General features: G+C 71.8%; 19 protein-coding genes. 12 read left to right on the plus strand and 7 right to left on the minus strand.

Annotated features, from left to right (window positions below):
• Positions 1-193: 193 nt before the first annotated feature.
• Both OHB00_RS36075 and OHB00_RS36080 read right to left on the minus strand, forming a co-directional pair.
• Positions 194-898 carry a LuxR C-terminal-related transcriptional regulator gene (locus tag OHB00_RS36075; protein ID WP_406446144.1) on the minus strand — a complete coding sequence of 235 codons (705 nt, stop codon included), beginning with the start codon at positions 896-898 and terminating at the stop codon, positions 194-196.
• 164 nt (positions 899-1,062) lie between these two features.
• Positions 1,063-2,232, minus strand: a complete 1,170-nt coding sequence (locus tag OHB00_RS36080) for a serine hydrolase domain-containing protein (protein ID WP_406441130.1) — start codon at positions 2,230-2,232, stop codon at positions 1,063-1,065.
• Between the two features lie 277 nt (positions 2,233-2,509).
• Here OHB00_RS36080 and OHB00_RS36085 point away from each other — a divergent pair, with 277 nt between their 5' ends.
• Entirely contained in the window at positions 2,510-4,198 is a 1,689-nt protein-coding gene (locus OHB00_RS36085) for an RNA polymerase sigma factor (protein WP_406441132.1), read from the plus strand.
• Here the strand turns inward: OHB00_RS36085 and OHB00_RS36090 are convergent.
• Complete coding sequence (locus OHB00_RS36090) at positions 4,180-4,875, minus strand: glycerophosphodiester phosphodiesterase (protein ID WP_406441134.1); 696 nt, start codon at positions 4,873-4,875, stop codon at positions 4,180-4,182. The genes OHB00_RS36085 and OHB00_RS36090 overlap by 19 nt on opposite strands.
• Before the next feature lie 22 nt (positions 4,876-4,897).
• Positions 4,898-6,076, minus strand: coding sequence for an adenosine deaminase (locus OHB00_RS36095; RefSeq protein ID WP_406441136.1), 1,179 nt, complete (start codon positions 6,074-6,076; stop codon positions 4,898-4,900).
• A gap of 55 nt (positions 6,077-6,131) precedes the next feature.
• Here OHB00_RS36095 and OHB00_RS36100 point away from each other — a divergent pair, with 55 nt between their 5' ends.
• Positions 6,132-6,854 (plus strand): DUF4190 domain-containing protein, encoded by a 723-nt coding sequence (locus OHB00_RS36100; RefSeq protein ID WP_406441138.1) that lies wholly within the window; start codon positions 6,132-6,134, stop codon positions 6,852-6,854.
• 175 nt (positions 6,855-7,029) lie between these two features.
• Here the strand turns inward: OHB00_RS36100 and OHB00_RS36105 are convergent, their stop codons facing one another.
• The gene (locus OHB00_RS36105; RefSeq protein ID WP_406441139.1) at positions 7,030-7,602 is read right to left on the minus strand and encodes an NADAR family protein; all 573 of its coding nucleotides are present in this window, start codon (positions 7,600-7,602) and stop codon (positions 7,030-7,032) included.
• Positions 7,603-7,811: 209 nt separating this feature from the next.
• Here OHB00_RS36105 and OHB00_RS36110 point away from each other — a divergent pair, with 209 nt between their 5' ends.
• The 7 genes from OHB00_RS36110 to OHB00_RS36140 all read left to right on the plus strand — a co-directional run bounded on the left by OHB00_RS36110 (position 7,812) and on the right by OHB00_RS36140 (position 15,571).
• The gene (locus OHB00_RS36110) at positions 7,812-9,347 is read left to right on the plus strand and encodes a gamma-aminobutyraldehyde dehydrogenase (protein ID WP_406441141.1); all 1,536 of its coding nucleotides are present in this window, start codon (positions 7,812-7,814) and stop codon (positions 9,345-9,347) included.
• 52 nt (positions 9,348-9,399) lie between these two features.
• A complete protein-coding gene (locus OHB00_RS36115; protein WP_406441143.1) occupies positions 9,400-10,635 on the plus strand; it encodes a PotD/PotF family extracellular solute-binding protein in 1,236 nt (411 codons plus the stop codon).
• A 7-nt stretch (positions 10,636-10,642) separates the two neighbouring features.
• Positions 10,643-11,788: an ABC transporter ATP-binding protein gene (locus tag OHB00_RS36120; RefSeq protein WP_406441145.1), complete on the plus strand. Its 1,146-nt coding sequence runs from the start codon at positions 10,643-10,645 to the stop codon at positions 11,786-11,788.
• On the plus strand, positions 11,788-12,720 hold the full coding sequence (locus tag OHB00_RS36125) for an ABC transporter permease (RefSeq protein WP_406441147.1): 933 nt from the start codon (positions 11,788-11,790) through the stop codon (positions 12,718-12,720). Before OHB00_RS36120 ends, OHB00_RS36125 begins: the two co-directional genes overlap by 1 nt.
• Complete coding sequence (locus OHB00_RS36130) at positions 12,721-13,521, plus strand: ABC transporter permease (protein ID WP_406441149.1); 801 nt, start codon at positions 12,721-12,723, stop codon at positions 13,519-13,521.
• A 32-nt stretch (positions 13,522-13,553) separates the two neighbouring features.
• Positions 13,554-14,981 carry an NAD(P)/FAD-dependent oxidoreductase gene (locus OHB00_RS36135; RefSeq protein WP_406441151.1) on the plus strand — a complete coding sequence of 476 codons (1,428 nt, stop codon included), beginning with the start codon at positions 13,554-13,556 and terminating at the stop codon, positions 14,979-14,981.
• Positions 14,982-15,124: 143 nt separating this feature from the next.
• Positions 15,125-15,571 (plus strand): hypothetical protein, encoded by a 447-nt coding sequence (locus OHB00_RS36140; RefSeq protein WP_406441153.1) that lies wholly within the window; start codon positions 15,125-15,127, stop codon positions 15,569-15,571.
• Between the two features lie 516 nt (positions 15,572-16,087).
• Here the strand turns inward: OHB00_RS36140 and OHB00_RS36145 are convergent.
• Positions 16,088-16,945 carry a phosphatase PAP2 family protein gene (locus tag OHB00_RS36145; protein ID WP_406441154.1) on the minus strand — a complete coding sequence of 286 codons (858 nt, stop codon included), beginning with the start codon at positions 16,943-16,945 and terminating at the stop codon, positions 16,088-16,090.
• A gap of 223 nt (positions 16,946-17,168) precedes the next feature.
• Entirely contained in the window at positions 17,169-18,503 is a 1,335-nt protein-coding gene (gene gabT, locus OHB00_RS36150) for a 4-aminobutyrate--2-oxoglutarate transaminase (protein ID WP_406441156.1), read from the minus strand.
• 303 nt (positions 18,504-18,806) lie between these two features.
• On the opposite strand from gabT, the gene OHB00_RS36155 reads away from it, so the two are divergent.
• The 3 genes from OHB00_RS36155 to OHB00_RS36165 all read left to right on the plus strand — a co-directional run bounded on the left by OHB00_RS36155 (position 18,807) and on the right by OHB00_RS36165 (position 24,609).
• Complete coding sequence (locus tag OHB00_RS36155; RefSeq protein ID WP_406441158.1) at positions 18,807-20,972, plus strand: ATP-binding protein; 2,166 nt, start codon at positions 18,807-18,809, stop codon at positions 20,970-20,972.
• Positions 20,973-21,112: 140 nt separating this feature from the next.
• The gene (locus tag OHB00_RS36160) at positions 21,113-22,678 is read left to right on the plus strand and encodes a PucR family transcriptional regulator (RefSeq protein WP_406441159.1); all 1,566 of its coding nucleotides are present in this window, start codon (positions 21,113-21,115) and stop codon (positions 22,676-22,678) included.
• 482 nt (positions 22,679-23,160) lie between these two features.
• Complete coding sequence (locus OHB00_RS36165) at positions 23,161-24,609, plus strand: aldehyde dehydrogenase family protein (RefSeq protein WP_406441161.1); 1,449 nt, start codon at positions 23,161-23,163, stop codon at positions 24,607-24,609.
• Positions 24,610-24,919 lie beyond the last annotated feature (310 nt).

Here is a 24,919-nt window from a genome sequence, read left to right on the forward strand (position 1 = left end):
GCAGCGGGGCCACGCACGCCACGGACGGCGCCCGGGGCGTCCGGCCGGACGGCCTCGACAGGCTGGTGCACCGGCTGCCGCACGACGGCCCTGACCTGCTTCTGGACGGAGCCGGCGACGGTCGTGCCGGTGGCGTTCCCCAAGGCGCTGGGTGGCGCGAGCTTCCGGGCCGCCGCCCGCCGCCCGCCGCGTCTCAGGCCGCCGGCCGGATCAGTCCCGACTCGTAGGCGAAGGTCACCGCCTGCACCCGGGCCCGGGCGCCGATCTTCGCGAGGACGTTGCTGACATGGGTCTTCACGGTGGTCGGGGCGATGGACAGCCACTGCGCGATCTCGGCGTTGGTCCAGCCGGCGGCCACGGCGATCAGGACGTCGCGCTCACGCCCGGTGAGGGTGCGGGGCCCCGGGGTGCGGGGGAGGGGGCGGACGGTGCGCTGCTGGCGGACGGCGTCGATGAGCGCGCGGGTCAGACCGGGCGTGATGACGGCGTCGCCGGCCGCCACCACCCGGATGGCCGCGGTCAGTTCGGCCGGGTCGGCGTCGTTGAGCAGGAAGCCGCCGGCGCCCGCCCGCAGGGCCGCCCAGGCGTCCGCCTCCTGCTCGGCCGCGGTCAGCATCAGGACCCGGGAGGCGGTCGGCACCTCGTCGGTGAAACCGGGAGCGGGGGTGCGGCTCCGGGCGGCCGGGCGGGCGATGCGCCGGATGGTGTCGAGGGCGTCCGCCCGCGACAGCTGGCTGTCCATCAGGACGACGTCGGGGCGGAGCGCGGCGCTCGCACGGATCGCCTCGTCCCCGTCCGCCGCCTCCCCGACGACCGTCAGGCCCGGCTCGGCGGCGAGGAGCATACGCAGGGCGAGGCGCTGGAGGGATTGGTCGTTGACGACGAGTACGGAGACCATGCCTGTCTTCTCCATGCGAGGTCCGTTCCGTGAACGAAACAGTTTCGTTCACATGCTACGCCTGGAGTCGTCACACCGGGAGAGGGGGGTCCACCTGCACGGCGGCCGGTGCGGGGAGCGGCGGTCCGGCCGCCGGGCCCCGGGCGGCACCTGCGCCGACGCGCTCACCCCTGTTTGAGCGCGGCGCGCGCGATCCGCTCGGCGACCGGGTTCGTGTCCTCGCCCTTGGCGTCGGTCGCGTTGACGGAGTAGACCAGGGTCCGGCTCAGGTCCCGGGTGCCGGCGACGACCGCGCTGTAGCCGTACCGGGAGCCCGACTTGACCCAGTAGACGCGGCCCTCGTACGCGAAGCGCTGCAGCCCGGCGCTGTAGGTGGCGCCCTCGATGTTCGCCGGGACCGTGAACATCTCCTCCAGCTGTGGTCCCGGCGGCACGATCCGCCCCCGGAAGAGGGAGGTGAGCAGGCGTTCCAGGTCGGCTGTCGTGGAGATCATGTCCCCGGCCGCGAACCGGTCCGCCTGGTTCCACTCCGTGACGTCCACGAACTCCGTCGTCCCGTCGGCCTTCGTCACCTTCTGGTAGCCGTGGTTGTGCGGGCCGCGGATCCGCGGGTCGGTGCCGGGGAAGTAGGTGTCCCGCATCCCGGCCGGGCGGAGGACCAGCCGCTCGGCCACCGAGGCGTACGACCGCCCGGTCACCTTCTCGATCAGCAGCCCGAGCACGGTGTAGTTGATGTTGAGGTAGTCCTGCCGCGTCCCCGGCGCGAACTCGGGCCCCTTCGCCACCGCCGACCGCACGACCTGCTCCGGGGTGAGCGTGTCGAAGCGGTGTGCGTACTGCGCCTCGAAGGAGTCGCCCCAGCCGTCGCCCGCCTGGATGCCGCTGGTGTGGTTCAGCAGCTGCCTCACGGTGATGGGCCGGAAGGCCCGGGTGAACAGGCCCGGGAGGTAGTGCTGGACGGGCGTGCCGAGGTCGATGCGGTGCTGTGCGGCCAGTTTCAGTACGGCCGCCGCCGTCACCACCTTCGTCGTCGAACCGGCCCGGAAGCGGGCGTCGGGGTCCGCCGCCCGGCCGCCGGCCAGGTCGTGCACGCCCGCGCTGCCCCGCCAGACGCCGTCGGTACCGCCCACCCGGACCAGCGCGGCGGTGGCGTCCGCGTCGGGCAGCCCGGCGATCGCCGCCCGCAGCGCGTCGGCGTCCGGGCCGGTGGAGGTCTGTGCGGCGACGGGGGCGGCAGCCGGGGGCGCGGCGAAGGCGGGCGCGGCCAGTGGACCGGCGGCGAGGGCCAGGGCGAGGGAGGCGGCGAGGGCGGTGCTCCGGGGGCGGGTGCGCATGCGTGAGCTCCAGGGGAGGGGGCGGGCGAGGAGACCCGGACATCCTCCGGTGACACGGCGGCCGGCCGGATCGTCGGTGAGGAGGGTGTACGCCCCTGAGCTGCCACCCAGTAACTGGCGTCGAACACAGGGGAGTTGACGGGGATCGCCCCTAGGGGACGGCGACCGGCGGGGAGGCCGGGGCGAGAAAAGTGTTATCCCGGAACACCGCACTCCGTCTCCAGGGTGTGATCCCCGACATTGCCAAGGTCACCGCCCCGGCTGAGAAGGTGCGGTCATGAGGACGGATGCGCAGGTGCCGCGGCAGTGGCGGGCCACGGTCGCGGCCGCGCAGGCGGGCGACCGGCGTGCGCTGGACGAACTGGTCGAGGGCTGGCTGCCCTTGGTCTACAACGTGGTCGGCCGCGCCCTCAACGGTCACGCCGACGTCGACGACATCGTCCAGGAGACCATGCTGCGTGCCGTCGACAACCTCGGCTCTCTCCGCGACCCGGACAGCTTCCGGTCCTGGCTGGTGGCCATCGCGATGCACCAGATCCGGGACCGGGCGCGCCGCAGGCAGGACCGCAAACTGGACGAGGCGGTCCCGGACGGCGCCGCGGACTTCGCCGAACTCACCGTGCTGCGGCTCCAGTTGGCGGGACAGCGACGGGAGGTCGCGGAGGCGGTGCGCTGGCTGGACGCCGAGGACCGGCAGCTGGTGTCGCTGTGGTGGCTGGAGGTGTCGGGTGAGCTCACCCGGCGCGAACTGGCGGCGGCCGTCGGCATCAGCCGGCAGCACGCCGCCGTCCGCGTCCAGCGGATGAAGGAGCGGCTGGAGACCTCGCGCGGCATCGTGCGCGCCCTGGACGGGGCCTGCCCCGAGTTGCGCGAGCTGACCGCCCGCTGGGACGGGCGGCCCGATTCCGTCTGGCGCAAGCGGCTGGCCCGGCACATCCGTGGCTGCGGCTACTGCGGCGACACCCGTGACTCCGTCGTACCCGCGGAACGGCTGCTGGTCGGGATCGCCCTGGTACCGGTCCCGGCCGGCTTCGCACTGTCGCTGGCCCTCGGCGGCAAGACCGCGGTCGCGGCCACCTCCGCGACGTCCGCAGGCTGGTCGGCGAAGCTGCTGGGCGCGCTGGCCAAGCCGGCGGTGGCGGTGACCGCCGGGGCGACGATCGTGGCGGGCGGCGCGTACGTCGCCGTACGGACACCGCACGACCCGGCACCGCGGGCCGCCGTGTCGCCGACGGCGGCGGTCACGCGGGCGGTACCGCGGGCACCGGCGACCACTCCCGCGCCGTCCCCTTCCCCCTCCGCCACCTCGCCCTCGCCGTCGGCTTCGGCGAGCGGCGCGGTCTACGGCTCGGTCGTCGACGCGGTCGACACGGCCCCGGACCCGGACACCGAGCCGGGCGCGCTGCCCCACCGGCCGGAGGGCGGGATCACCAGCAGCGGCGGGGCGCACGCGGTGCTGAACCACCGCGGCGACAGCGTGACGCTCAGCGGCCAGGGCTATGTGCTGGTCCGCTGGCAGATCTCACCGCAGTACCGGGCCGGGAGCCTGGTCATGCCGTCCTGGACCGGACTGAAGGGGAAGATCTTCCATGTGGCGTCCGGGGGCGGGCGGCGCATGGACGACCGGGTGAGCGCGACGGACAGTTCCGCGACGGGGATGGGCAGCTCGGCGGTGGGGTACGCGGTGCTGCCCGCCGGCGCCCAGCAGATGTGGCAGAACGAGTACTACTACGTGGACGGCAGCGTGACGTTCACGGTGAACGAGCGGGGGGCCGACTACGGGGTGAGCGTCTTCCCGTCGTCCTGGGACGCGGTGGAGCAGGACGTGCTGACGGGGCCCGCGGACGGAGCGACCAGGTACGGGCTGGTGCGGGACGACGGGACGGACTCGGCGCCGGTACCGCAGTACGTGACGCGGAAGACGCCGAGTGATCCGGCGACGGTGCCTCAGAAGTCGGTCGTGTAGCCGCGCACGGCGTTGAGCACGTCCACCCTGTTCGTGGTGATCGAGTCGACGCCCATGTCCAGCAGGCGGCGCATCGAGCGACGGGTGTTCGGGGTCCAGCACGAGACCAGGTAGCCGCTGCGGTGGACGTGTTCGGTGAGCGCGTGGTCGAGCAGGCTGAACCGGTAGTTCAGGTAGCGGGGGCGGATCGCGTCCAGGAGCGCGGGGCGGGTCGGCGCCAGGGTCTTGCGGGTCAGGGCGATCTCGGCGGACGGGTCGGCCGCCCGGACCGCCAGCATCGTCGCGGCGTCCCCCGTGTAGTAGACGCGGTCCGTCGCCTCGCACTCCCGGGCCGCCGCCACGATCCTCGCCACCGCCCGCTCACCCGGCTCCCCGGGCAGGTCGATCATCACCCGGCCGCCCTCCGTCGCCGCCAGTGCCTCCGCGAGGGTCGGGACACCGCCCGCGGTGAGGCCGCGCACCTCGTCCGCCGACAGGGCGTGCAGCGGGCGGTCGTGCTCCCACAACCGCTTGAGTGTGCCGTCGTGCAGGAGGACGGGAACGCCGTCACGGCTGAGCCGCACGTCGATCTCCACCGCGTCCGCGCCCCGGCGGAGCGCGGAGCGCAGGGAGTCGAGCGTGTTCTCGCGGAAGCGGTAGAGGTCGCCGCGGTGGGCCACGGCGGTCACGGTCTGCATGAGCCCATGTTCTCAGGGCTCGTCAGGGGGCGAGCCACGCCTTCGTGTACGCGTCGATCTCGGCCGAGATCCTCGTCTTCCCCGTCAGGTCCAGGAAGGACGCCTCCACCGCGTTCTTCGCGAGGTCCGCGAGGCCGCGCTCGTCGAGGCCGAGGAGACGGGCGGCGACGGCGTACTCGTTGTCGAGGTCGGTGCCGAACATCGGCGGGTCGTCGGAGTTGACCGTGACCAGCACACCCGCGTCCACGAATGCCTTGATCGGGTGCTCTTCGAAGGTGCGGACCGCGCGGGTGGCGATGTTGGAGGTCGGGCACACCTCCAGCGCGATCCGGTGCTCGGCGAGGTGGGCGAGGAGCTTCGGGTCCTGCGCCGAGCTGGTGCCGTGCCCGATCCGCTCGGCGCCCAGGTAGGTCAGCGCGTCCCAGACGGTGCCGGGGCCGGTGGTCTCGCCCGCGTGCGGGACGGAGCGCAGGCCGGCCGCGATCGCCTGGTCGAAGTACGGCTTGAACTGCGGCCGGGGCACCCCGATCTCGGGGCCGCCGAGACCGAAGGAGACCAGGCCCTCCGGGCGGATCCGGTCGTCGGTCGCCAGCCGCGCCGTCTCCTCGGCGGCCTCCAGACCCGCCTCGCCGGGGATGTCGAAGCACCAGCGCAGCACCGTGCCGAACTCGGTCTGTGCCGCCTTCCGCGCGTCCTCGATCGCGTCCATGAAGGCCCGCTCGTCGATCCCGCGCCGGGTGGACGAGAACGGTGTGATCGTCAGCTCGGCGTAGCGCACCTGCTGGCGGGCCAGGTCGCGGGCCACCTCGTAGGTGAGCAGCCGTACGTCCTCGGGCGTGCGGATCAGGTCGACCACCGACAGGTAGACCTCGATGAAGTGGGCGAAGTCCGTGAACGTGAAGTAGTCGGCCAGCGCCTCGGGGTCGGTCGGGACCTTGGAGTCGGGGTGCCGGGCGGCCAGCTCCGAGACGATGCGGGGGGAGGCGGAGCCGACGTGGTGGACGTGCAGTTCGGCCTTGGGCAGCCCGGCGATGAAGGCGTGCACATCGCGCAGGGCGGCGGGGTCGGTGTGGCGGTCGGTCAAGGGTTCCTCCCCGGAACGGCGCGGGCCGCCCACGGCGGGGTACGGCCGTGGGGCCCTGCGCGGTGATCGGCTGATCGGTGACTCGGGGTCATCGTAGGCCGGGCCGGGGGCCGCCATGGGGCCGGGCCGTACCATGACGGCGGCATGCGCGTGGGAGAGGGGACATCGCGAGATGGCTGACGAGGCGCCAGAGGCTCCGAAGGTACGGCTGGACAAGGGGGAAGCGGCCGGGGCGGAGGAGCCGGGGCCGGTGCCGGCGCCGCCGGGGGCCCATGACGAGCGGACGGTCGCGGCGATACCGGGGCCGGTCGCCTCCGCCGACGCGCCGCCGCAGGGCTGGGCCAGCCCCTACGCGGCGCCCTCCGGCCCGCGGCCGGCCCCGCCGGTGAACCCCTTCGCGGCGCCGGATCCCGCCGCGCCGCCGCCCAGTCCCTACGCCCCGCCTGCGGCGCAGCAGCCGCCGAGTGCGGCGGTGCCGCCACCGCCGATCGCCCCGAACGGGCCGGGGCCGGTCCCGTACGGCTATCCCGGAGGCCCTGCTCCCGGCGGCGCTCCCATGCCCGGGTACGGCTATCCCGGCCCGCCGCTTCCGTCGTACCCGGGTGGGCCCGGGGGATACGGCGGCTGGCCCGGGATGCAGCCGGTGCCCGACAACGGGCTGGGGACGGCCGCCATGGTGACGGGGATCATCAGCGCGATCGGGTTCTGCCTGGCGCCGGTCGCGCTGGTGATGGGGGTGCTGGGCATCGTGTTGGGGTCGATCGGGCGGGCGCGGGTGAGGCGGGGCGCGGCGACGAACGGTGGGCAGGCGCTCGCGGGAATCATCTGCGGGTCGGCGGGGCTGGTGCTTGCCGCCGCGTTCATCACGCTGATCGTGGTGGCGGGGAACCAGTAGCTCGGGTTCGGTGGGGGTTCGGGTGCGGGTGGGTGGGGGCTGGTCGCGCCCACGCGGCGGAGCAGCATATCGATACAGCGCCGCGTCCCTTTGGCAGGGGCGGTCCGGTCGGGCAGGAGTGCCGCGTCCCTTAGGTGGGGGCGGTCCGGTCGGGCAGGAGTGCCGCGCCTCCTCTTCAGGAAGGGGCGGTCCCGTCCGCCCGAAGGTGCTCCCGGGCCTCCATCAACGCGAACCCCAACAGGTTCAGCCCTCTCCACCGGGCGGGGTCCGCCGCCCCCTCGTCCGTCGCCGCCAGCCCGATCCCCCACACCCGGTCCACCGGGCTCGCCTCCACCAGGACCCGGTCGCCGGTCCCCACCAGGAAGTCCCGTAGCCCGGTGTCGGCGGCGAACTTGTGCACGCTGCCCTCGGTCACGAGCCCGAAGCGCTCCCGCTCCCATGTCGCCTCGTCGAAGCCGCGGACCAGTCGGCCCGCCTTCTTGGCCTGGGCGGGGTGCTCCGCCGCCAGTACCGCCCGCTCCGCCTCCGCGTCCCCGAAGAGCCGGGCCTTTCCTGCCATCATCCAGTGTTCGGCGGTCGCGTACTCCACACCGTCGACCACGAAGCGTGACGGCCACCACTGGCTCAGGCAGCTCGCGGAGACCCGCCCGTCCGGCCTCGGGCGGTGTCCCCAGAAGTGCAGGTACGTGATCCTGGCCCCCGTCTGGACCGCCCTGATCAGGGCCTCCACAGAATCGATCTTCGCCATGCACGCCAGTCTGGCAGGCACCACTGACACTCCGTCCCGCCTTTTCCCTGCCGACTCGACACCTGGTCGACAGATTCCGTCGCGTAACCAAAAGGCAACAACGGAATCACTTGTTGGACTCCCTCTGCTCTGTCAGGATCGGCAGTCAAATCGAGCTGGAGCTACGCCACCCGCCTCTCGGGACGGGGTGACGGCGGAGGAGAAGCGACATGGACAACCCGGGCACCGCCACCCCGGAGACCTTCCCCGCGCAGGAGCGGCTCGCGGGCGGCGCGCAGTACATCGCGGGACGGTTCGCCAAGGGCACCTCGGGCCGTACGCACGCCGTCGTCGACCCGGCCACCGGCGTGGACGTGTACACCTACGAGCTGGCCGGCACCGGGGACGTCGACCGGGCCGTGGCCGCCGCGCGGGACGCCTTCCCCGGCTGGGCCGCGACCACCCCCGGCGAGCGGTCCGACGCGCTGCACCGGTTCGCCGCCGTGCTCGCCGACCGCGCCGAGGAATTCGCCCGTGCCGAGTCCCTCCAGTGCGGCAAGCCGCTGAAGCTGACGCGCGAGTTCGACGTGCCGGGGACCATCGACAACACCGCCTTCTTCGCCGGTGCCGCACGGCATCTGCAGGGGCAGGCCGCCGCCGAGTACTCCGGGGACCACACGTCGTACGTCCGCCGCGAGCCGATCGGGGTCGTCGGGTCGATCGCGCCCTGGAACTATCCGCTCCAGATGGCCGCCTGGAAGATCCTCCCGGCGATCGCCGCCGGCAACACCATCGTGCTCAAGCCCGCCGAGCTGACCCCGCTGACCTCGCTCCTCTTCGCGGAGGCGGCGACCCTCGCCGGGATTCCCGACGGGGTCGTCAACATCGTCACCGGCACGGGGAAGGAGGCCGGTGAGCATCTTGTCGGGCATCCCGACGTGGCCATGACCTCCTTCACCGGCTCCACCGGCGTCGGGAAGCGGGTCGCCGAGATCGCCACCGCGACCGTGAAGCGGCTTCACCTGGAGCTGGGCGGCAAGGCGCCCTTCGTGGTCTTCGACGACGCCGATCTGGAGGCCGCCGTCCACGGGGCGGTGGCCGGGTCCCTCATCAACACCGGGCAGGACTGCACCGCCGCCACGCGCGCGTACGTGCAGCGGCCGCTCTACGAGGCCTTCGTGGAGCGGACGGCGAGTCTGATGGAGACCGTACGGCTCGGCGATCCGTTCGCGCCCGGCACCGATCTCGGGCCGCTGATCTCGCACGCCCAGCGGGACCGGGTGGCCGGGTTCGTGGAGCGGGCGCGCGGCTACGCGCGCGTGGTGACCGGCGGCGAGCCGCCGCAGGACGAGCTGAAGAGCGGCGCGTACTACCGGCCCACCCTGATCGCCGACGCGCCGCAGGACAGCGAGATCGTCCAGTCCGAGATCTTCGGTCCGGTGCTGGTCGTCCTGCCGTTCGACACTGATGACGAGGGCATCCGGCTGGCCAACGACACCCCCTACGGTCTGGCCGCCTCCGCGTGGACCGGCGGCGTCTACCGGGCGAACCGGGCGACCCGCGAGATCAAGGCGGGGTGCGTGTGGGTCAACGACCACATTCCGATCATCAGCGAGATGCCGCACGGCGGCTACAAGGCGTCCGGCTTCGGCAAGGACATGTCGGCGTACTCGTTCGAGGAGTACACCCAGGTCAAGCACGTTATGTTCGACAATACGGCGGTGGCGCGGAAGGACTGGCACCGCACGATCTTCGGGGACCGATAGTCACGTTCTCGGCCGCTCATCACGGCCACCTTCCCGAAAGGGCATCAAGCGCATGAGGCAGTACGAGCCCGACCGCCCGACTCCGGTCGAAGTGGCCGCCATGCGGCGCAGTCTCCGCACCGGCCGGGCCGCCCTGGCCCGCCGGTCGTTCCTGGGCGGCGCGCTCGCGGTGGGCGGCGTCGGGGCGCTGAGCGCCTGCGGTATCCCCGCGGCCGGCAAGTCCCAGGGCGGGGTCTCCGCCGACGACCACTCGGCCACGGAGAAGGTCGTCAACTTCTCCAACTGGCCCGAGTACATCGACGTGGACGACAGCGGGAAGACCCATCCCACGCTGGACGCGTTCCGCAAGCGGACCGGCATCACGGTGAAGTACACCGAGGACATCAACGACAACGACGAGTTCTTCGGCAAGATCCAGCCGCAGCTCGCCGCCGGCCAGGACACCGGCCGGGACCTGGTCGTCCTCACCGACTGGCTGGCCGCCCGCATGATCCGGCTCGGCTACGTCCAGAAGCTGGACGCGTCCAACCTGCCGCACGCCTTCGCCAACCTGTCGGACCAGTTCCGCAGCCCCGACTGGGACCCGGGCCGGGCCTACTCCTACCCGTGGCAGGGCATCTCGACGGTCGTCGCCTTCAACAAGAAGGCGCTCGACGGCGTCGAGGTGAAGTCGGTCTCCGACCTGCTCGACAACCCCGCGCTCAAGGGCCGGGTCGGCCTGCTGACCGAGATGCGCGACACCGTCGGCATGACCATGCTCGACATGGGCATCGACCCGGCGAAGTTCACCGACGACAACTACGACTCGGTGATCGCCCGCCTGCAGAAGGCCGTCGACAAGGGCCAGATCCGCCGCTTCACCGGCAACGACTACACCTCGGACCTCAGCAAGGGCGACCTGGCGGCCTGTGTCGCCTGGGGCGGCGACATCGTGCAGCTCCAGGCGGACAACCCGGACGTCGCGTACGTCATCCCGGACAGCGGCTACATGACGTCGACCGACAACCTGATGGTCCCCAACAAGGCGCGTCACAAGACGAACGCCGAGCGGCTCATCGACTACTACTACGAGCCCGGACCGGCCGCCGAACTCTCCGCCTACGTCAACTACGTCAGCCCGGTCGCGGACGTACAGCCGTACCTTGCCAAGATCGACAAGTCGGCGGCCAGCAACCCGCTGATCGTTCCCGACAAAGCCATGCAGGCCAGATCCCATGCCTTCCGCGCCCTGAGCTCGAAGGAAGAGACGGCCTACCAGCAGAAGTTCGCGAAGCTCACAGGGGCGTGACGACACCATGACGACAGACAACAGCGGCGACGTCCGCCTCACCGGCATCGGCAAGACCTACGACAACGGCTTCACCGCCGTACAGCCGATGGACCTGACCGTGCCGCAGGGCTCCTTCTTCGCCCTCCTCGGCGCCTCCGGCTGCGGCAAGACCACCACCCTGCGCATGATCGCGGGGCTGGAGGAGCCCACCAGCGGCACCGTGCACCTCGGCGACCAGGACGTGACCCATCTGCCGCCGTACAAGAGGCCGGTGAACACGGTCTTCCAGTCGTACGCCCTCTTCCCGCACCTCGACATCTTCGAGAACGTCGCCTTCGGTCTGCGCCGGCGCGGCATCAAGAGCGTGAAGAAGCAGGTCGAGGACATGCTGGAGCTGGTCCAGCTCGGCGAGCAGGCGCGCAAGAAACCGCACCAGCTCTCCGGCGGCCAGCAGCAGCGGGTCGCGGTGGCCCGCGCGCTCATCAACCACCCCAAGGTGCTCCTCCTCGACGAGCCGCTCGGCGCCCTCGACCTCAAGCTGCGCCGTCAGATGCAGCTGGAGCTCAAGCGGATCCAGACCGAGGTCGGCATCACCTTCATCCACGTCACGCACGACCAGGAGGAGGCCATGACCATGGCCGACACGGTCGCCGTGATGAACGCGGGACGCGTCGAGCAGCTCGGCTCACCGGCCGACCTCTACGAGAACCCCAACACCACGTTCGTGGCCAACTTCCTCGGCACCTCGAACCTCATCGAGGCCGAGGTGGACACGAAGAGCGGGGACGACATCGTGCTGAAGGCCGGCGGCGGGAAGCTGGTGCTGCCCGAGGCGCGATGTTCGGCACCCACCACGACCGGGGGCAAGGTGCTGGTCGGGATCCGGCCCGAGAAGATCTCCCTCACCCACGCCGACGACGCGGGCACCGTCCCCGAGGGCCGCAACCGCATCACCGGCAAGATCGTCGACGCCAGTTTCATCGGCGTCTCCACGCAGTACGTCATCGACAGCCCGGTCTGCGACGAGTTCGCGGTGTACGAACTGAACGTCGAGCGCGACGGACGGCTGGTCCCCGGCGCCGACGTCGTCCTGCACTGGAGTCCGGCCCACACCTTCGGCCTCGACGCCGCCCAGGACATCGACGCCGGCACCGAGGAGGAGGCCGCCTGATGGCCACGCTCTCCGAGGCGCCCCCGCCGCTGGCCCCCGCCGAACCCGAGACGAAGAAGCCGCCGCGCAGGCGCGGCAGGTGGACCCCCTACTGGCTGCTGCTGCCCGGCATCCTCTGGCTGGTCGTCTTCTTCGCCCTGCCGATGATCTACCAGGCGTCCACGTCGATCCAGACGGGCTCCCTGGAAGAGGGCTACAAGGTCACCTGGCACTTCGCGACCTACTGGGACGCGCTGAGCGAGTACTGGCCGCAGTTCCTCAGGTCCGTCTTCTACGCGGCCGCCGCGACCGTGCTGTGCCTGCTGCTCGGCTACCCACTGGCCTACCTCATCGCCTTCCGCGCGGGGCGCTGGCGGAACCTGATCATGATCCTGGTGATCGCGCCGTTCTTCACCAGCTTCCTGATCCGCACCCTGGCCTGGAAGACGATCCTCGCCGACAACGGCCCGGTCGTGCACGCCCTGAACTCGCTGCACATCCTGAGCCTCACCGACTTCCTCGGCTGGACGGCCGGCGACCGCGTGCTGGCCACACCGCTGGCCGTCGTCTGCGGTCTGACCTACAACTTCCTGCCGTTCATGATCCTGCCGCTCTACACCTCGCTGGAGCGCATCGACGGGCGACTGCACGAGGCGGCCGGCGACCTGTACGCCAAGCCGTGGACGACGTTCCGGAAGGTCACCTTCCCGCTGTCGATGCCGGGCGTGGTCTCCGGCACGCTGCTGACCTTCATCCCGGCGGCCGGTGACTACGTCAACGCCGAACTCCTCGGCTCGACCGACACCCGCATGATCGGAAACGTGATCCAGACGCAGTTCCTGCGGATTCTCGACTATCCGACGGCGGCCGCGCTCTCCTTCATCCTCATGGCCGCGATCCTGGCCATGGTCACCATCTACATTCGCCGGTCCGGGACGGAGGATCTGGTCTAAATGCCCTTCGTCAACTGGCTCAAGAAGAATCTCGTCGTCATCGCGGGACTTCTCACCCTCGGATATCTGCTCCTTCCGAACGTCATCGTCACGGTGTTCTCCTTCAACAAACCGAAGGGGCGCTTCAACTACGAATGGCAGCAGTTCTCGCTCGACGCCTGGAAGCAGCCGTGCGGGGTCGCCGACATGTGCGGCTCGCTCTCCATCAGCCTGCGGATCGCCGCGCTGGCGACGATCGGCGCCACCGTGCTCGGCACGATGATCGCCTTCGCGCTGGTGCGCTACCGGTTCCGCGCCCGCGGCGCCGTCAACTCGCTGATCTTCCTGCCGATGGCGATGCCCGAGGTCGTCATGGCGGCCTCGCTGCTCACCCTGTTCCTCAACATGGGTGCCCAACTCGGCTTCTACACGATCCTGATCGCCCACATCATGTTCTGCCTCAGCTTCGTCGTCACCGCGGTCAAGGCGCGTGTGATGTCGATGGACCCGCGACTGGAGGAGGCCGCCCGGGACCTCTACGCCGGACCGGCGCAGACGTTCCTGAGGGTCACCCTCCCCATCGCGTCCCCCGGAATCGCGGCGGGCGCGCTGCTCTCCTTCGCGCTCTCCTTCGACGATTTCATCATCACCAATTTCAACGCGGGCTCCACCGTCACCTTCCCGATGTTCGTCTGGGGTTCGGCACAGCGCGGCACGCCCGTCCAGATCAACGTCATCGGTACGGCCATGTTCCTGGTCGCCGTACTGTTCGTCCTGGTCTCCATGCTCATCAACAACCGCCGCAACAGGCAAAAGGCATAGCCCTTCATTGACTCTGTAGGGAGTTGAAAATCATGGCCCCAAGCGCCATGAGCCGTCAGGCAGATTGGACCAAGTCTCTCTCCGAAGCGCAGCCGGTTTCGTACTGGCTCGAAGACCCCGGCAAGCCCCACCCCGAGCCCGCGCTCACCGGCGCCGACACCTGCGACCTGCTGGTCGTCGGCGGCGGGTACAGCGGACTGTGGACCGCGCTGAACGCCAAGGAGCGCGACCCCGGGCGCGATGTGGTCCTGCTGGAAGGCCACGAGGTGGGCTGGGCCGCCTCGGGCCGCAACGGCGGCTTCTGCGCCGCCTCCCTCACCCACGGGCTGCCCAACGGCCTCGCCCGCTGGCCCGAGGAGATCCACCAGCTCCAGGAGCTGGGCCGGCGCAACCTCGACGAGATCGAGGCCGCCGTCGCCCGGCACGGCATCGACTGCGAGTTCGAACGCACCGGCGAGATCGACGTCGCGACGGAGACCTACCAGGCGTGGGAGCTGCGTGACTGGCACCGGAAACTGGAGCGGCAGGGCCTCGCGGACGGCATCGAGTTCCTCGACGCCGACGCGGTGCGCGAGCAGGTGGCCTCGCCCACCTTCGAGGCGGGCCTGTACGACCGTCGCGGAGTGGCCATGCTGCACCCGGCCAAGCTCGCCTGGGGCCTCAAGCAGGCCTGTCTCGCGCTCGGCGTCCGGGTGTACGAGCACACGCCCGCCCTCGCCCTGAAGGCGTACGGCGCCGGCATGGCCGTACGCACCCCGTACGGTTCGGTCCGCGCCCGGCAGGTCGTGCTCGCCACCAACATCTTCCCGAACCTGCTCAAGCGGGTACGCGCGTACACCGTCCCCGTCTACGACTACGCCCTGATGACCGAGCCGCTCACCGCCGAGCAGCTCGGCGCGATCGGTTGGAAGAACCGGCAGGGCCTCGGCGACTCCGCCAACCAGTTCCACTACTTCCGTCTCTCGGCCGACAACCGCGTCCTGTGGGGCGGCTACGACGCCATCCACCACTACGGCGGCCGGGTGCGCCGTGAGTACGACGACCGCCCGGAGACCTACGCCAAGCTCGCCGAGCACTTCTTCACCTGCTTCCCGCAGCTGGAGGGCGTCCGCTTCACGCACGCCTGGGGCGGCGCGATCGACACCTGCTCCCGTTTCTCGGCGTTCTTCGGCACCGCCCACCAGGGGAAGGTGGCGTACGCGGCGGGTTACACCGGCCTCGGTGTCGGCGCCACGCGCTTCGGGGCGGACGTGATGCTGGACCTGCTGGCCGGGGAGGAGACCGAGCGCACCCGCCTGGACATGGTCCGCAAGAAACCGCTGCCGTTCCCGCCCGAGCCGTTCGCCTGGACGGGCATCGCCCTCACCAAGTGGTCGCTGGCCCGCGCCGATGCCCATGGCGGCCGCCGCAACCTGTGGCTGCGGACGATGGACCGGCTGGGGCTCGGCTTCGACAGCTGAACCAGGCGGAGTGCGATCCGGCTGGAGTGTGATCCAGTTCACTCCGACGGGGTGGTGAAACCCGCGTAATGCTCCCGGGAGACCTCCCTCTCTCCTCGTGGACGCGATGCCCGCGTCCACGGGCGAGACGGGGAGGTCTTCTGATGACTGGGGCGAAGACGGCGGTCGAATGGCTGACATCCGTCGCACCGGATCCCGAGTCCTGCCGCTGGGAATGGGAGCGCAACCCCCTGGGGATCGCGCTGCTGCCCGCGGGCAGGGCCTGGGACGTACTGATTCTGCCGGGCGAGCTCGGCTACCCCACCCTCGACGTGCTCACCCGCGTCCTCGACCAGCCGGGTCCTGTCCTGGTCGACTTCGGGGACAGCCGGGTGGGCTTCTTCGTGCCGCCCGGCACGGCCGCCCGGTGGCTCGGCACGGGGATCCGCACGGCGGGGGCCGGCACCTGGATCGTCGTGCCGTATCCCGGGCGGGCCACGCAGGGGGTGCGGTGGCTGGTGATGCCGGACGGGTCGGGGACGCTGACGGATCCGGCGTTGCTGGAGCTGGCCATGCATGAGGCTGCCGCCGGCCTGGCCGACGGTGACTAGGCGCCGTTCGGGACTGCTGAGTACGCGAAGGCCGCCCGGTTGAAGGCGCGCGAGACCGACCGGTGCAAGGACTGGTCTGGTGCGGTTCGAGAAGCTGAACATCAAGAATGTGACTCGCTCGGCGAGGGGGACTGTTGAGCAGCCTGGCGGGAACGTTCGGCAGAAGGCCGGACTGAACAGGGCCGTTCTCGCCCAGGGGCGGGGCCTGTCGAGGCGGCGCACCGAGCAGAAGGCTCCGGGGCGGGTCGAGGATGTGCCCGCACCTTTCACCAGTCTGCGGTGCAGTGCCTGCGGTGGATCGAGAGGAAGCCGCGCAAGAGCCAAGCCGACTTCCTCTGCGTGTCCTGCGGGTTCACCCGCAACGCGGATGAGAACGCACGTATGAACGTCGCGGCAGGACAGGGCAGGGCGGGATCCCTTGCCCCGGCGGACAGCCGGTGACGAAGAAGACGAACTGCGGGTCGTGCACCACCCGCGGCACCTGGCCGGCCCTGCGCGGTCCGATGGCCTGGTCGATCAACTGGGGCCGCTTCTCGAACGGGGAGTTCCAGAAGAACCTCGACGCGTACTTCGGGTGAGCAGCAGTCCCAGCGACGTCAGCAGGACGGTGGCCAGGCACCAGCTGGCCACCACGTCCAGCGGCCAGTGCCAGCCGCGGCGGACCAGGCCGTAGGAGACGCCGAGGACGAGTGCCGCGCAGCCGCCGACGGTGGTCCGGCGGGCGGCGGCGGTGGTGAGCCAGGGGAGGAGGAGCAGGGTCGCGGAGCCGTACGCGATCGCCGCCGTCGCCGTGTGGCCGGAGGGGAAGTAGCCGACCGCCGGGGGCACCACCGGGGTGCCCGGGCGGGCGGTCCAGTCCTTGAGCGGCACGATGATCGCCGGGACCAGAGCCATCAGGAGGGCGGCGGCCGTGGGCGGCAGCCACCAGCGGTCTGTACCAGTGGTACGGCCGCGCCAGGCGGCATAGCCGATGACGAGCACCAGGACCGGGACGGCGACCTGCACGTTCCCGAGGTCGGAGAGGAGCTCGGAGAACCGGTCCGGGTGGACGAGTGCGCCGCTCAGACGGCTGTCCAGGCGGAGCAGCGGGCCGTGGGCGACGACCTGCCAGGTGATCAGCGCGAAGAGGAGGGCCGGCAGGCCCAGAAGCGCCAGGAGTCCCGTAAGGGGAAAGTCGAGGAAGGAGGTCGGCCGCCCCGGAACAGGGGGGGTCGTTCCGGGGCGGCCGTCCGGATCGGAATGTCGCGCGCCCCGGGGGGTTTGGGGCGAGCGACCGTCCGATCGGTGAGGAGATCCGGAGCCGGAGGCCCCGGTTGTGTGCGCGAGGGCACGACCAGGTCGAAGCTGGGGAGGCCCCGGCCTGAAATCGCCCACAGTCCCCTGTGGGCGGGGTGTATCTCTCATCTGGGTAGAACCTACGGCAGCGGCCGGTGCCACGACAGGCGGAATCGGGTCCCGTCATCCACCTCGCACACCTTCTTCACACGGCCTGACGGGCGCCGCCCCAGCCCCTCACATCGCGCCAGGTGGGAGGGGCTGGGGCGGCGGTGGTACACGGGTTCGAGACCCTTTGTGCCGGCTGCGAGAAGCCTGTGGCTCAGATCCGCGCGAACGCCTGCTCGATGATGTCGAGGCCCTCGTTCAGGAGGTCCTCGCCGATGACGAGCGGGGGCAGGAAGCGGAGCACGTTGCCGTAGGTGCCACAGGTCAGGACCAGCAGTCCCTCCTGGTGGCAGGCCTTGGCGAGGGCCGCGGTGGCCTCCGGGTTCGGCTCCTTGGTGGCGCGGTCCTTGACCAGCTCGATGGCGATCATCGCGCCGCGGCCGCGGACGTCGCCGATGACGTCGAACTTCTCGGCCATGGCGGTGAGACGGGGCTTCATGATCGCCTCGATCTGCCGCGCCCTGGCGTTGAGGTCGAGCTCCTTCATGGTCTCGATGGCTCCGAGCGCACCGGCGCAGGCGACGGGGTTGCCGCCGTAGGTGCCACCGAGCCCGCCGGCGTGCGCGGCGTCCATGATCTCGGCACGGCCGGTCACGGCGGCGAGGGGGAGACCACCCGCGATGCCCTTGGCCGTGGTGATCAGGTCCGGCACTATGCCCTCGTCCTCGCACGCGAACCACTGACCCGTACGGCAGAAGCCGGACTGGATCTCGTCCGCGACGAAGACGATCCCGTTGTCCTTGGCGAACTGGCTGATCGCCGGCAGGAAGCCCTTGGCCGGCTCGATGAAGCCGCCCTCGCCGAGCACCGGCTCGATGATGATCGCGGCGACGTTCTCGGCGCCGACCTGCTTGCTGATCTGGTCGACGGCCTGCTTGGCGGCCTCGGGGCCGGCGTTCTCCGGGCCGGTCGGCCAGCGGTAGGCGTAGGCGACCGGGACGCGGTACACCTCGGGGGCGAACGGACCGAAGCCGTGCTTGTACGGCATGTTCTTGGCGGTCAGCGCCATCGTGAGGTTGGTCCGCCCGTGGTACCCGTGGTCGAACACGACGACGGCCTGGCGCTTGGTGTAGGCACGCGCGATCTTCACGGCGTTCTCGACGGCCTCGGCGCCGGAGTTGAACAGCGCGGACTTCTTGGCGTGGTCACCCGGGGTGAGCTCCGCGAGGGCCTCGGCGACCTCCACGTAGCCCTCGTACGGGGTGACCATGAAACAGGTGTGGGTGAAGTCGGCCAGCTGGGCGCTCGCCCGGCGTACGACGGCCTCGGCGGAGGCGCCGACGGAGGTCACGGCGATGCCGGAACCGAAGTCGATGAGGCGGTTGCCGTCGACGTCCTCGATGATGCCGCCGCCCGCGCGCGCGGTGAAGACGGGCAGCACCGAGCCCACCCCCTGCGCCACCGCGGCGAGACGGCGGGACTGCAGTTCCTGCGACTTCGGGCCGGGGATGGCGGTGACGACGCGGCGCTCCTGCGGAAGTGCGGTCATGGGGGCTCCCTGATGAGTGGTGCGAACCGATGCGTGCCGGGGGCGTCCCGTCCGGTTGCTCCGGTGGTGCGTTTTCGGACGCTTTCCTTCTTTCTTCGCAGGCTAGGGCCGGGTGTGAGAGGTGGGCATGCTCCATGTGGGCGTTGTCGGGGAGTGTCGTTGTCCGTGGTGGACATAGTGCGGTCGGGTGCCCGGTGTCCGGCCTTGACGGCTCCTCGGCCGCGTAAGCGGTGAACTCCCCTTGTGAGGGCGTTAGATTGGCCGCTGACGGTGGACGGAACGGCTGGTCAGGGAGCGAGAGCGATGGACAGCGACGGGACGCGGGACACGCGGCGTACGCATGCGAATCCTGTGCCGCGACCGGCGGCCCCCCAGGACGCGGACACGACACCCACCGAGGCCCCCGCGATGCCGCCCCGCCCGACGGCCCCGCCCACGGTGCCGCCGCTGCCGGACGGCTCGGCCTTCCTGACCTGGCTGCGGGCGCCCAGGCCGGAGGCGGCGCCGGGGGTGTGGCGGATCGGCTACCGGCCTCGGGCGGAACGGGAGCCCGTGGAACTGCCGGCGCGGCAACTGCTCAGCGGCGCCCTGATCGCCTTCCTGGTGGGCTGGCTGGTCTGGTCCCTGCTCACGCACGGCTATCTGGGAGCCTGGTGGGGGCTGCCGCTCCAACTGCTTCTCCCCGCCTCATGGCAGGGCGAGAACGCCACGATCTCACCGACCGCGAGCCGTTTCATCTACGAGGGCTACACCTACCTGGTCGCCGTCACCATCATGCTCGTGGTGGGAAGGCTCGGCCGCTGGGGTGAGGTGTGGCGACGGTTCGTGGCGCCTCGGTTCAGGCCCGCGGTGTCCCGCCAGGAGCCCCCGGCGCCGGAGGCGGACCCCGCCCAGTGGCCCCACCTGCGAGCCGCCGGGGCGACCGATGCCGCCGACCGGCTCGCCGGGGAGGCGCGGAGGGGGTTGATGCGGGACGTGGACCACGCCCGGATCGCCCGTGCCTGGCAGGGCGTACGGAGCGGCCGGCACAGCATGGCCACCTTCACCGCCGCCGTGATCAAGGACGGCGCCGCCGCCTGCCTGCACCCCTCCGGCGAACGCGACCTGCCCGCCCGGCACGCCCGCCACGACCTGGTCACCGGCCAGGTCCGGCTCGGCACCACGGCAGACGACCCCCGCAACCCCTACCAGTACCGGGGCACCGGCCTCGCCCTCGGCCCCGAACTGCTCGGCACCTCGCTGCTCGCCGTCGGCCCGGCCGGCACCGGCAAGACCGGCAGCCTGGTCCGCCCGCTCGCCGAGTCGCTCTGCCTGCACGCGCTCGCCGGCCGCGCCTCCGTGGTCGTGGTCGGCGCGGCCGGCGCCGGTCTCGGCCCCGCCGACGCCTACGACGTCGTCGTCCGTATCGCCCACCCCGAGTCCGTCTACGACCTCGACCTGTACGGCGGCACCACCGACCCCGACGAGGCCGCCGCCATAATCGCCGAGGCGCTCGTCGGCGACCTCGCCGACCCGCACCCGGGCAGCGACAGCCGCCGCTCCACCACCGTCCTCGCCCAGCTGCTCGGCCCGTTCAAGGCGGTCCACGGCCGCTTCCCCTCCGTCCCCGAACTCCGCCGGCTCCTCGACGGCGCCCCCGGCCCGCTCGCCGCGCTCCGCAAGGGGCTGACCGCGACCGGCCACGAGTCGCTGCTGCGCGAGCTCGACGCGCGGGAACGCCAGATGGGACAGCCGGGCGACGTCGGTGCCGTCCTGGCCGACCGCATCGCCCTCCTCGACCGCCCGGCCTTCGCCGGCTTCTTCGACACCTCCGGCCAGTCCCGCCCCTTCTCCCTCAAGGCCCTCGACCACCCGGTCCGGGTCCGGATCGACCTGCCCGAGCGCGGCCACGCGGACGCCTCCCGCATCCTGGCCCGCCTGGTGCTCGCCCAGTTCACCGCGAGCGTGTCGGTACGGGACGACCGCTCGCTCTTCTCCTGCCTGCTCCTGGACGACGCCACGGGCGTGGTGACGCCGGAGGCGGTCCGGGCCGTCCAGCGACTGCGCTCCGCCAACGCGGGTGTCGCGCTGACCCTGCGCACCCTGGACGACGTACCCCGTCCGCTCCGCGGTCCGCTGCTCGGCGCCACCGGCTGCAGGATGGCCTTCGCCGGACTCACCCCCTGGGACGGGCAGGACTTCGCCGAGGTCTGGGGCAAGGAGTGGACCGAGGCCCGGGACGTCACCGACCGCCAGATCATCGCGGAGACCCCGGCGGGCAAGGCGCTGCACGTGGTACGCCGGGTGATCACCGGCAAGGCGCCCACGGCGCGGGCGGTCACCGTCCGGCAGGTGGAGCGCGAACGCTGGTCGGCCTCCGAGCTCGCGCACGGCGTGCCACCGGGCCACGCGGTCCTCTCCCTGACGTCGGTGAAGGGCGAGCACGCGCCCCCGCTGCTGGTGGACCTGAGGAGCGGCGGCCGGCTCTGAACACCGGGCCACACGCGACCGTACAGTGAGGCAGAATCGAGAGAGGCCGTTCATACGAGACGGCCAAACACCGCTGCCCCTGCCGGCGATGCTCACGACGCCTGTGACGCTCACGACCGAAGAGAAGGCCTGACGGCCCCATGCCACCGACGCTCGCCTCGCTCGTCCACCACTCCGCGCTCAAACTGACCGTGCGCGCGGGCGAGGGCCGCCTCGACGTGCCCGTGCGCTGGGCCCATGTCAGCGAACTCGCCGACCCGGTGCCGTACATGGAGGGCGGGGAGCTTCTCCTGATCACCGCGCTGAAGCTGGACGCGGAGGATCCGCAGGCGATGCGCAAGTATGTGAAACGGCTGGTGGGAGCCGGTGTGGTGGGCCTCGGCTTCGCCGTCGGGGTCAATTACGACGCGATCCCCAAGGCCTTGGTGGACGCGGCGGAACAGGAGGGCCTGCCCCTGCTGGAGGTGCCGCGCCGCACCCCCTTCCTCGCCATCAGCAAGGCGGTCTCGGCGGCGATCGCGGCCGACCAGTACCGGGCGGTGACGGCGGGCTTCGCCGCCCAGCGCGAACTGACCAGGCAGGCGCTGAACGCCGGCCCGGAGGGGCTGCTCACCGCGCTCGCGGCACAGGTGGACGGCTGGGCAGCGCTGTACGACGCGTCCGGCGCGGTCGTCGCGACGGCCCCGGAGTGGGCGGGCCGCCGGGCGGCCCGCCTGACGGCGGAGGTGGAGCGGCTGAGGGAACGCCCGGCACCGGCGTCCTCGGTGGTCGGCGGCCCCGACAACGAGGACCGGGTGGAACTCCACTCGCTCGGCACCGGCCGCCGTCCGCGGGCGGCCCTGGCGGTCGGCACGGCGTCGGCGCTCGGTACGGCGGAGCGCTACGCCGTCCACTCCGCCATCGCGCTGCTCACCCTCACGACGGAACGCTCCCGCTCGCTCCACGCGGCCGAGCAGCGGGTCGGGGCGGCGGTGCTGCGCATGCTGCTCGCCGGCCAGCCCGACCATGCCCGCGCGGTCGCCGGTGACCTGTACGGCGGGCTGCTCGACGCCCCGTTCCGGATGATCGTCGCGGACGCGGGAGGCGAGCAGCTGGCCGCCCTCACGGAGGCGGTGGAGTCGGCCGCGGCCCGTGCCGGGGAGGCGGTGCTGGTGGTGCCAGAGGGGGAGCGGCTGGTGGTCCTTGCCGTGGACGGGGGCGCGGCAGCGGCGGCGGGCGTGGAGTACGCGGCGGCACGCGAGGCGGCGCGGGCGGTGCCGGAGCAGGCGGCCGCGGAAGACGACGACCTGGTCATCGGCCTTTCCGCCCCGTCCGGTCCGATCGCCGCGGCGGCTGCCTACAAGCAGGCCGAGCAGGCGCTGTCGGTGGCCCGGCGCAGGGGCCGGGTCCTGGTCGAGCACGACCAGCTGGCGTCGGGCTCGGTTCTGCCCCTCCTCGCCGACGACGCCGTGAAGGCGTTCGCCGACGGCCTGCTGAGGGCGTTGCACGAGCACGACGCGACCGGCAGGGGTGACCTGGTGGCGTCCCTCCGGGCATGGCTCTCCCGGCACGGCCAGTGGGACGCGGCGGCGGCGGACCTCGGCGTCCACCGCCACACGCTGCGCTACCGGATGCGCCGGGTGGAGGAGATCCTGGGCCGCTCCCTGGACGACCCCGACGTACGGATGGAACTGTGGCTGGCCCTGAAGGCGACGTCGGGGGAGTAGCCGGGGGCTTTCCCACCCACCCGACTCGCCCAGCCGAGCCCGCACCGTCTCGGCACACGCCGAGGCCCCACAGCCCCGTCGCCGCCCGCGGCCCGGTGGGGGCTGGTCGCGCAGTTCCCCGCGCCCCTGCCTTTCTCAACTCGCCCGGCAGCACAACTCAGCCGTGCGTTTCGCACCCCCCTCCAGCCCCACTCTTCAGCGCGTCCGGCGTTTGAGGACGAGGCCGTCCAGGCCGATGCGGGGGGCCGGGGCGGCAGCCCCCGGAGCGGGCGGTCGAAGGGGGCCCACCCCCTGGAGGACGGGACGGGTGGGGGCGGCGGGGGCGAAGAGCCCGCGGCCCCCACCGGACCGTGCCAAACCGGCGCGGCCCCCACCCCCACCACTACACCCCGGACAAACGCACGCCCGCCCCCACCGACCTACCGTGGACCCGAACACCCAGCACACACCCACCCCCAACGCGGAAGGGCCGGGACCCGCACATGACCTCCACCCACGCCTTCTGGCTCGCCGGCCGCCAGGTCACCGGCGAGGACACCCTCGACGTCACCAACCCGTGGGACGCCCGTCCCGTCGGCAAGGTCAGCGTGCCCACCGACGCCCAGGTCGAGGAAGCCGTCGCCGCCGCGTACGCCGTACGGGACGAGTTCGCCGCCACCCCGGCCCACGTACGCGCCGCCGCCCTCGACCACGTCAGCCGCCGCCTCGTCGAGCGCACCGAGGAGATAGCCCGGCTGATCTCCGCCGAGAACGGCAAGCCGATCAAGTGGGCCCGCGGGGAAGTCGGCCGCGCCGTCTCCGTGTTCCGGTTCGCCGCCGAAGAGGCCCGCCGCTTCAACAGCGGCGAGGCCCAGCGCCTCGACACCGACCTCGGCGGCCAGGGCCGCCTCGCGCTCACCCGCCGCTTCCCGAAGGGCGTCGTCCTCGGCATCGCGCCCTTCAACTTCCCCCTCAACCTGTGCGCCCACAAGATCGCCCCGGCGATCGCGGCCGGCGTGCCGATCATCTTGAAGCCGGCCCCCGCCACGCCCCTGTCCGGCCTGATCATCGGCGACCTGCTCGCCGAGACGACCGGTCTCCCGGCCGGCTCCTGGTCGATCCTCCCGGTCGCCAACGACAAGATGGCCGCCCTCGTCCAGGACGAGCGCCTCCCGGTCATCTCGTTCACCGGTTCCGAGAAGGTCGGCTACTCGATCATGGACTCGGTGCCCCGCAAGCACTGCACCCTGGAGCTCGGCGGCAACGGCGCGGCCGTCGTCCTCGGCGACTACGCGAGCGACGCCGACCTCGACTGGGCGGCCAACCGCATCGCGACCTTCTCCAACTACCAGGGCGGCCAGTCCTGCATCTCCGTGCAGCGGGTCATCGCCGACGCCACCGTCTACGACCGTCTCCTCCCGCGCATCGTCGCCGCCGTCGAGGCCCAGGTCACCGGTGACCCCGCCGACGACAGGACCGACGTCGGCCCGCTGGTCAGCGAGGCGGCGGCGGAGCGGGTCGAGGCGTGGGTGAAGGAGGCCGTCGAGGCCGGCGCCACCCTGGTCACCGGCGGCGACCGCGACGGCGCCAGCTACGCGCCGACCGTCCTCACCGACGTCCCGGAGGACACCACCCTCTCCTGCGAGGAGGTCTTCGGACCCGTCCTCACCGTGCAGAAGGTGAACGGCGAGGCCGAGGCCTTCGCCGCCGTCAACGCCTCCAAGTACGGCCTCCAGGCGGGGGTGTTCACCCACGACCTCCAGCTCGCCTTCCGCGCCCACCGCGCCCTTGAGGTCGGCGGCGTCGTGATCGGCGACGTCCCCTCCTACCGCGCCGACCAGATGCCGTACGGCGGCGTGAAGCAGTCCGGCGTCGGCCGCGAGGGCGTCAAGTTCGCGATGGACGACTACACCTACGAGCGCGTCCTGGTCCTCACCGGCCTCGCCCTCTGACCTGCCACGGACAGGTCCGAGCGCGACGAGACGGCCGCAGCCCGCTGTGCGGGGGCTGCGGCCGTCTTCGCTTTCACTGGCTTCACCTGCGCTGCAGGGAGGAGCCGGAGCCGTGCCGCCGCTCCGGACCACCGTGGGTGAGCAGTGGCCGGTGGAACCGCGTGTGTGAGCAGTGGCCGGTGGAACCGTTGCGAAAGTCAACGGCGGGACGGCGGTTTCCGCTGAAGCGGTGGTTTGCCGTCCGGGCCGCCGCTCCGCCCGCTGCGCCGCCAGGACACTGGCCCGGGGCGGCCGCAGGCGCCGCCGTGGA

The organism is Streptomyces sp. NBC_00631 (genome assembly GCF_045206895.1).
Classification (GTDB): Bacteria; Actinomycetota; Actinomycetes; order Streptomycetales; family Streptomycetaceae; genus Streptomyces.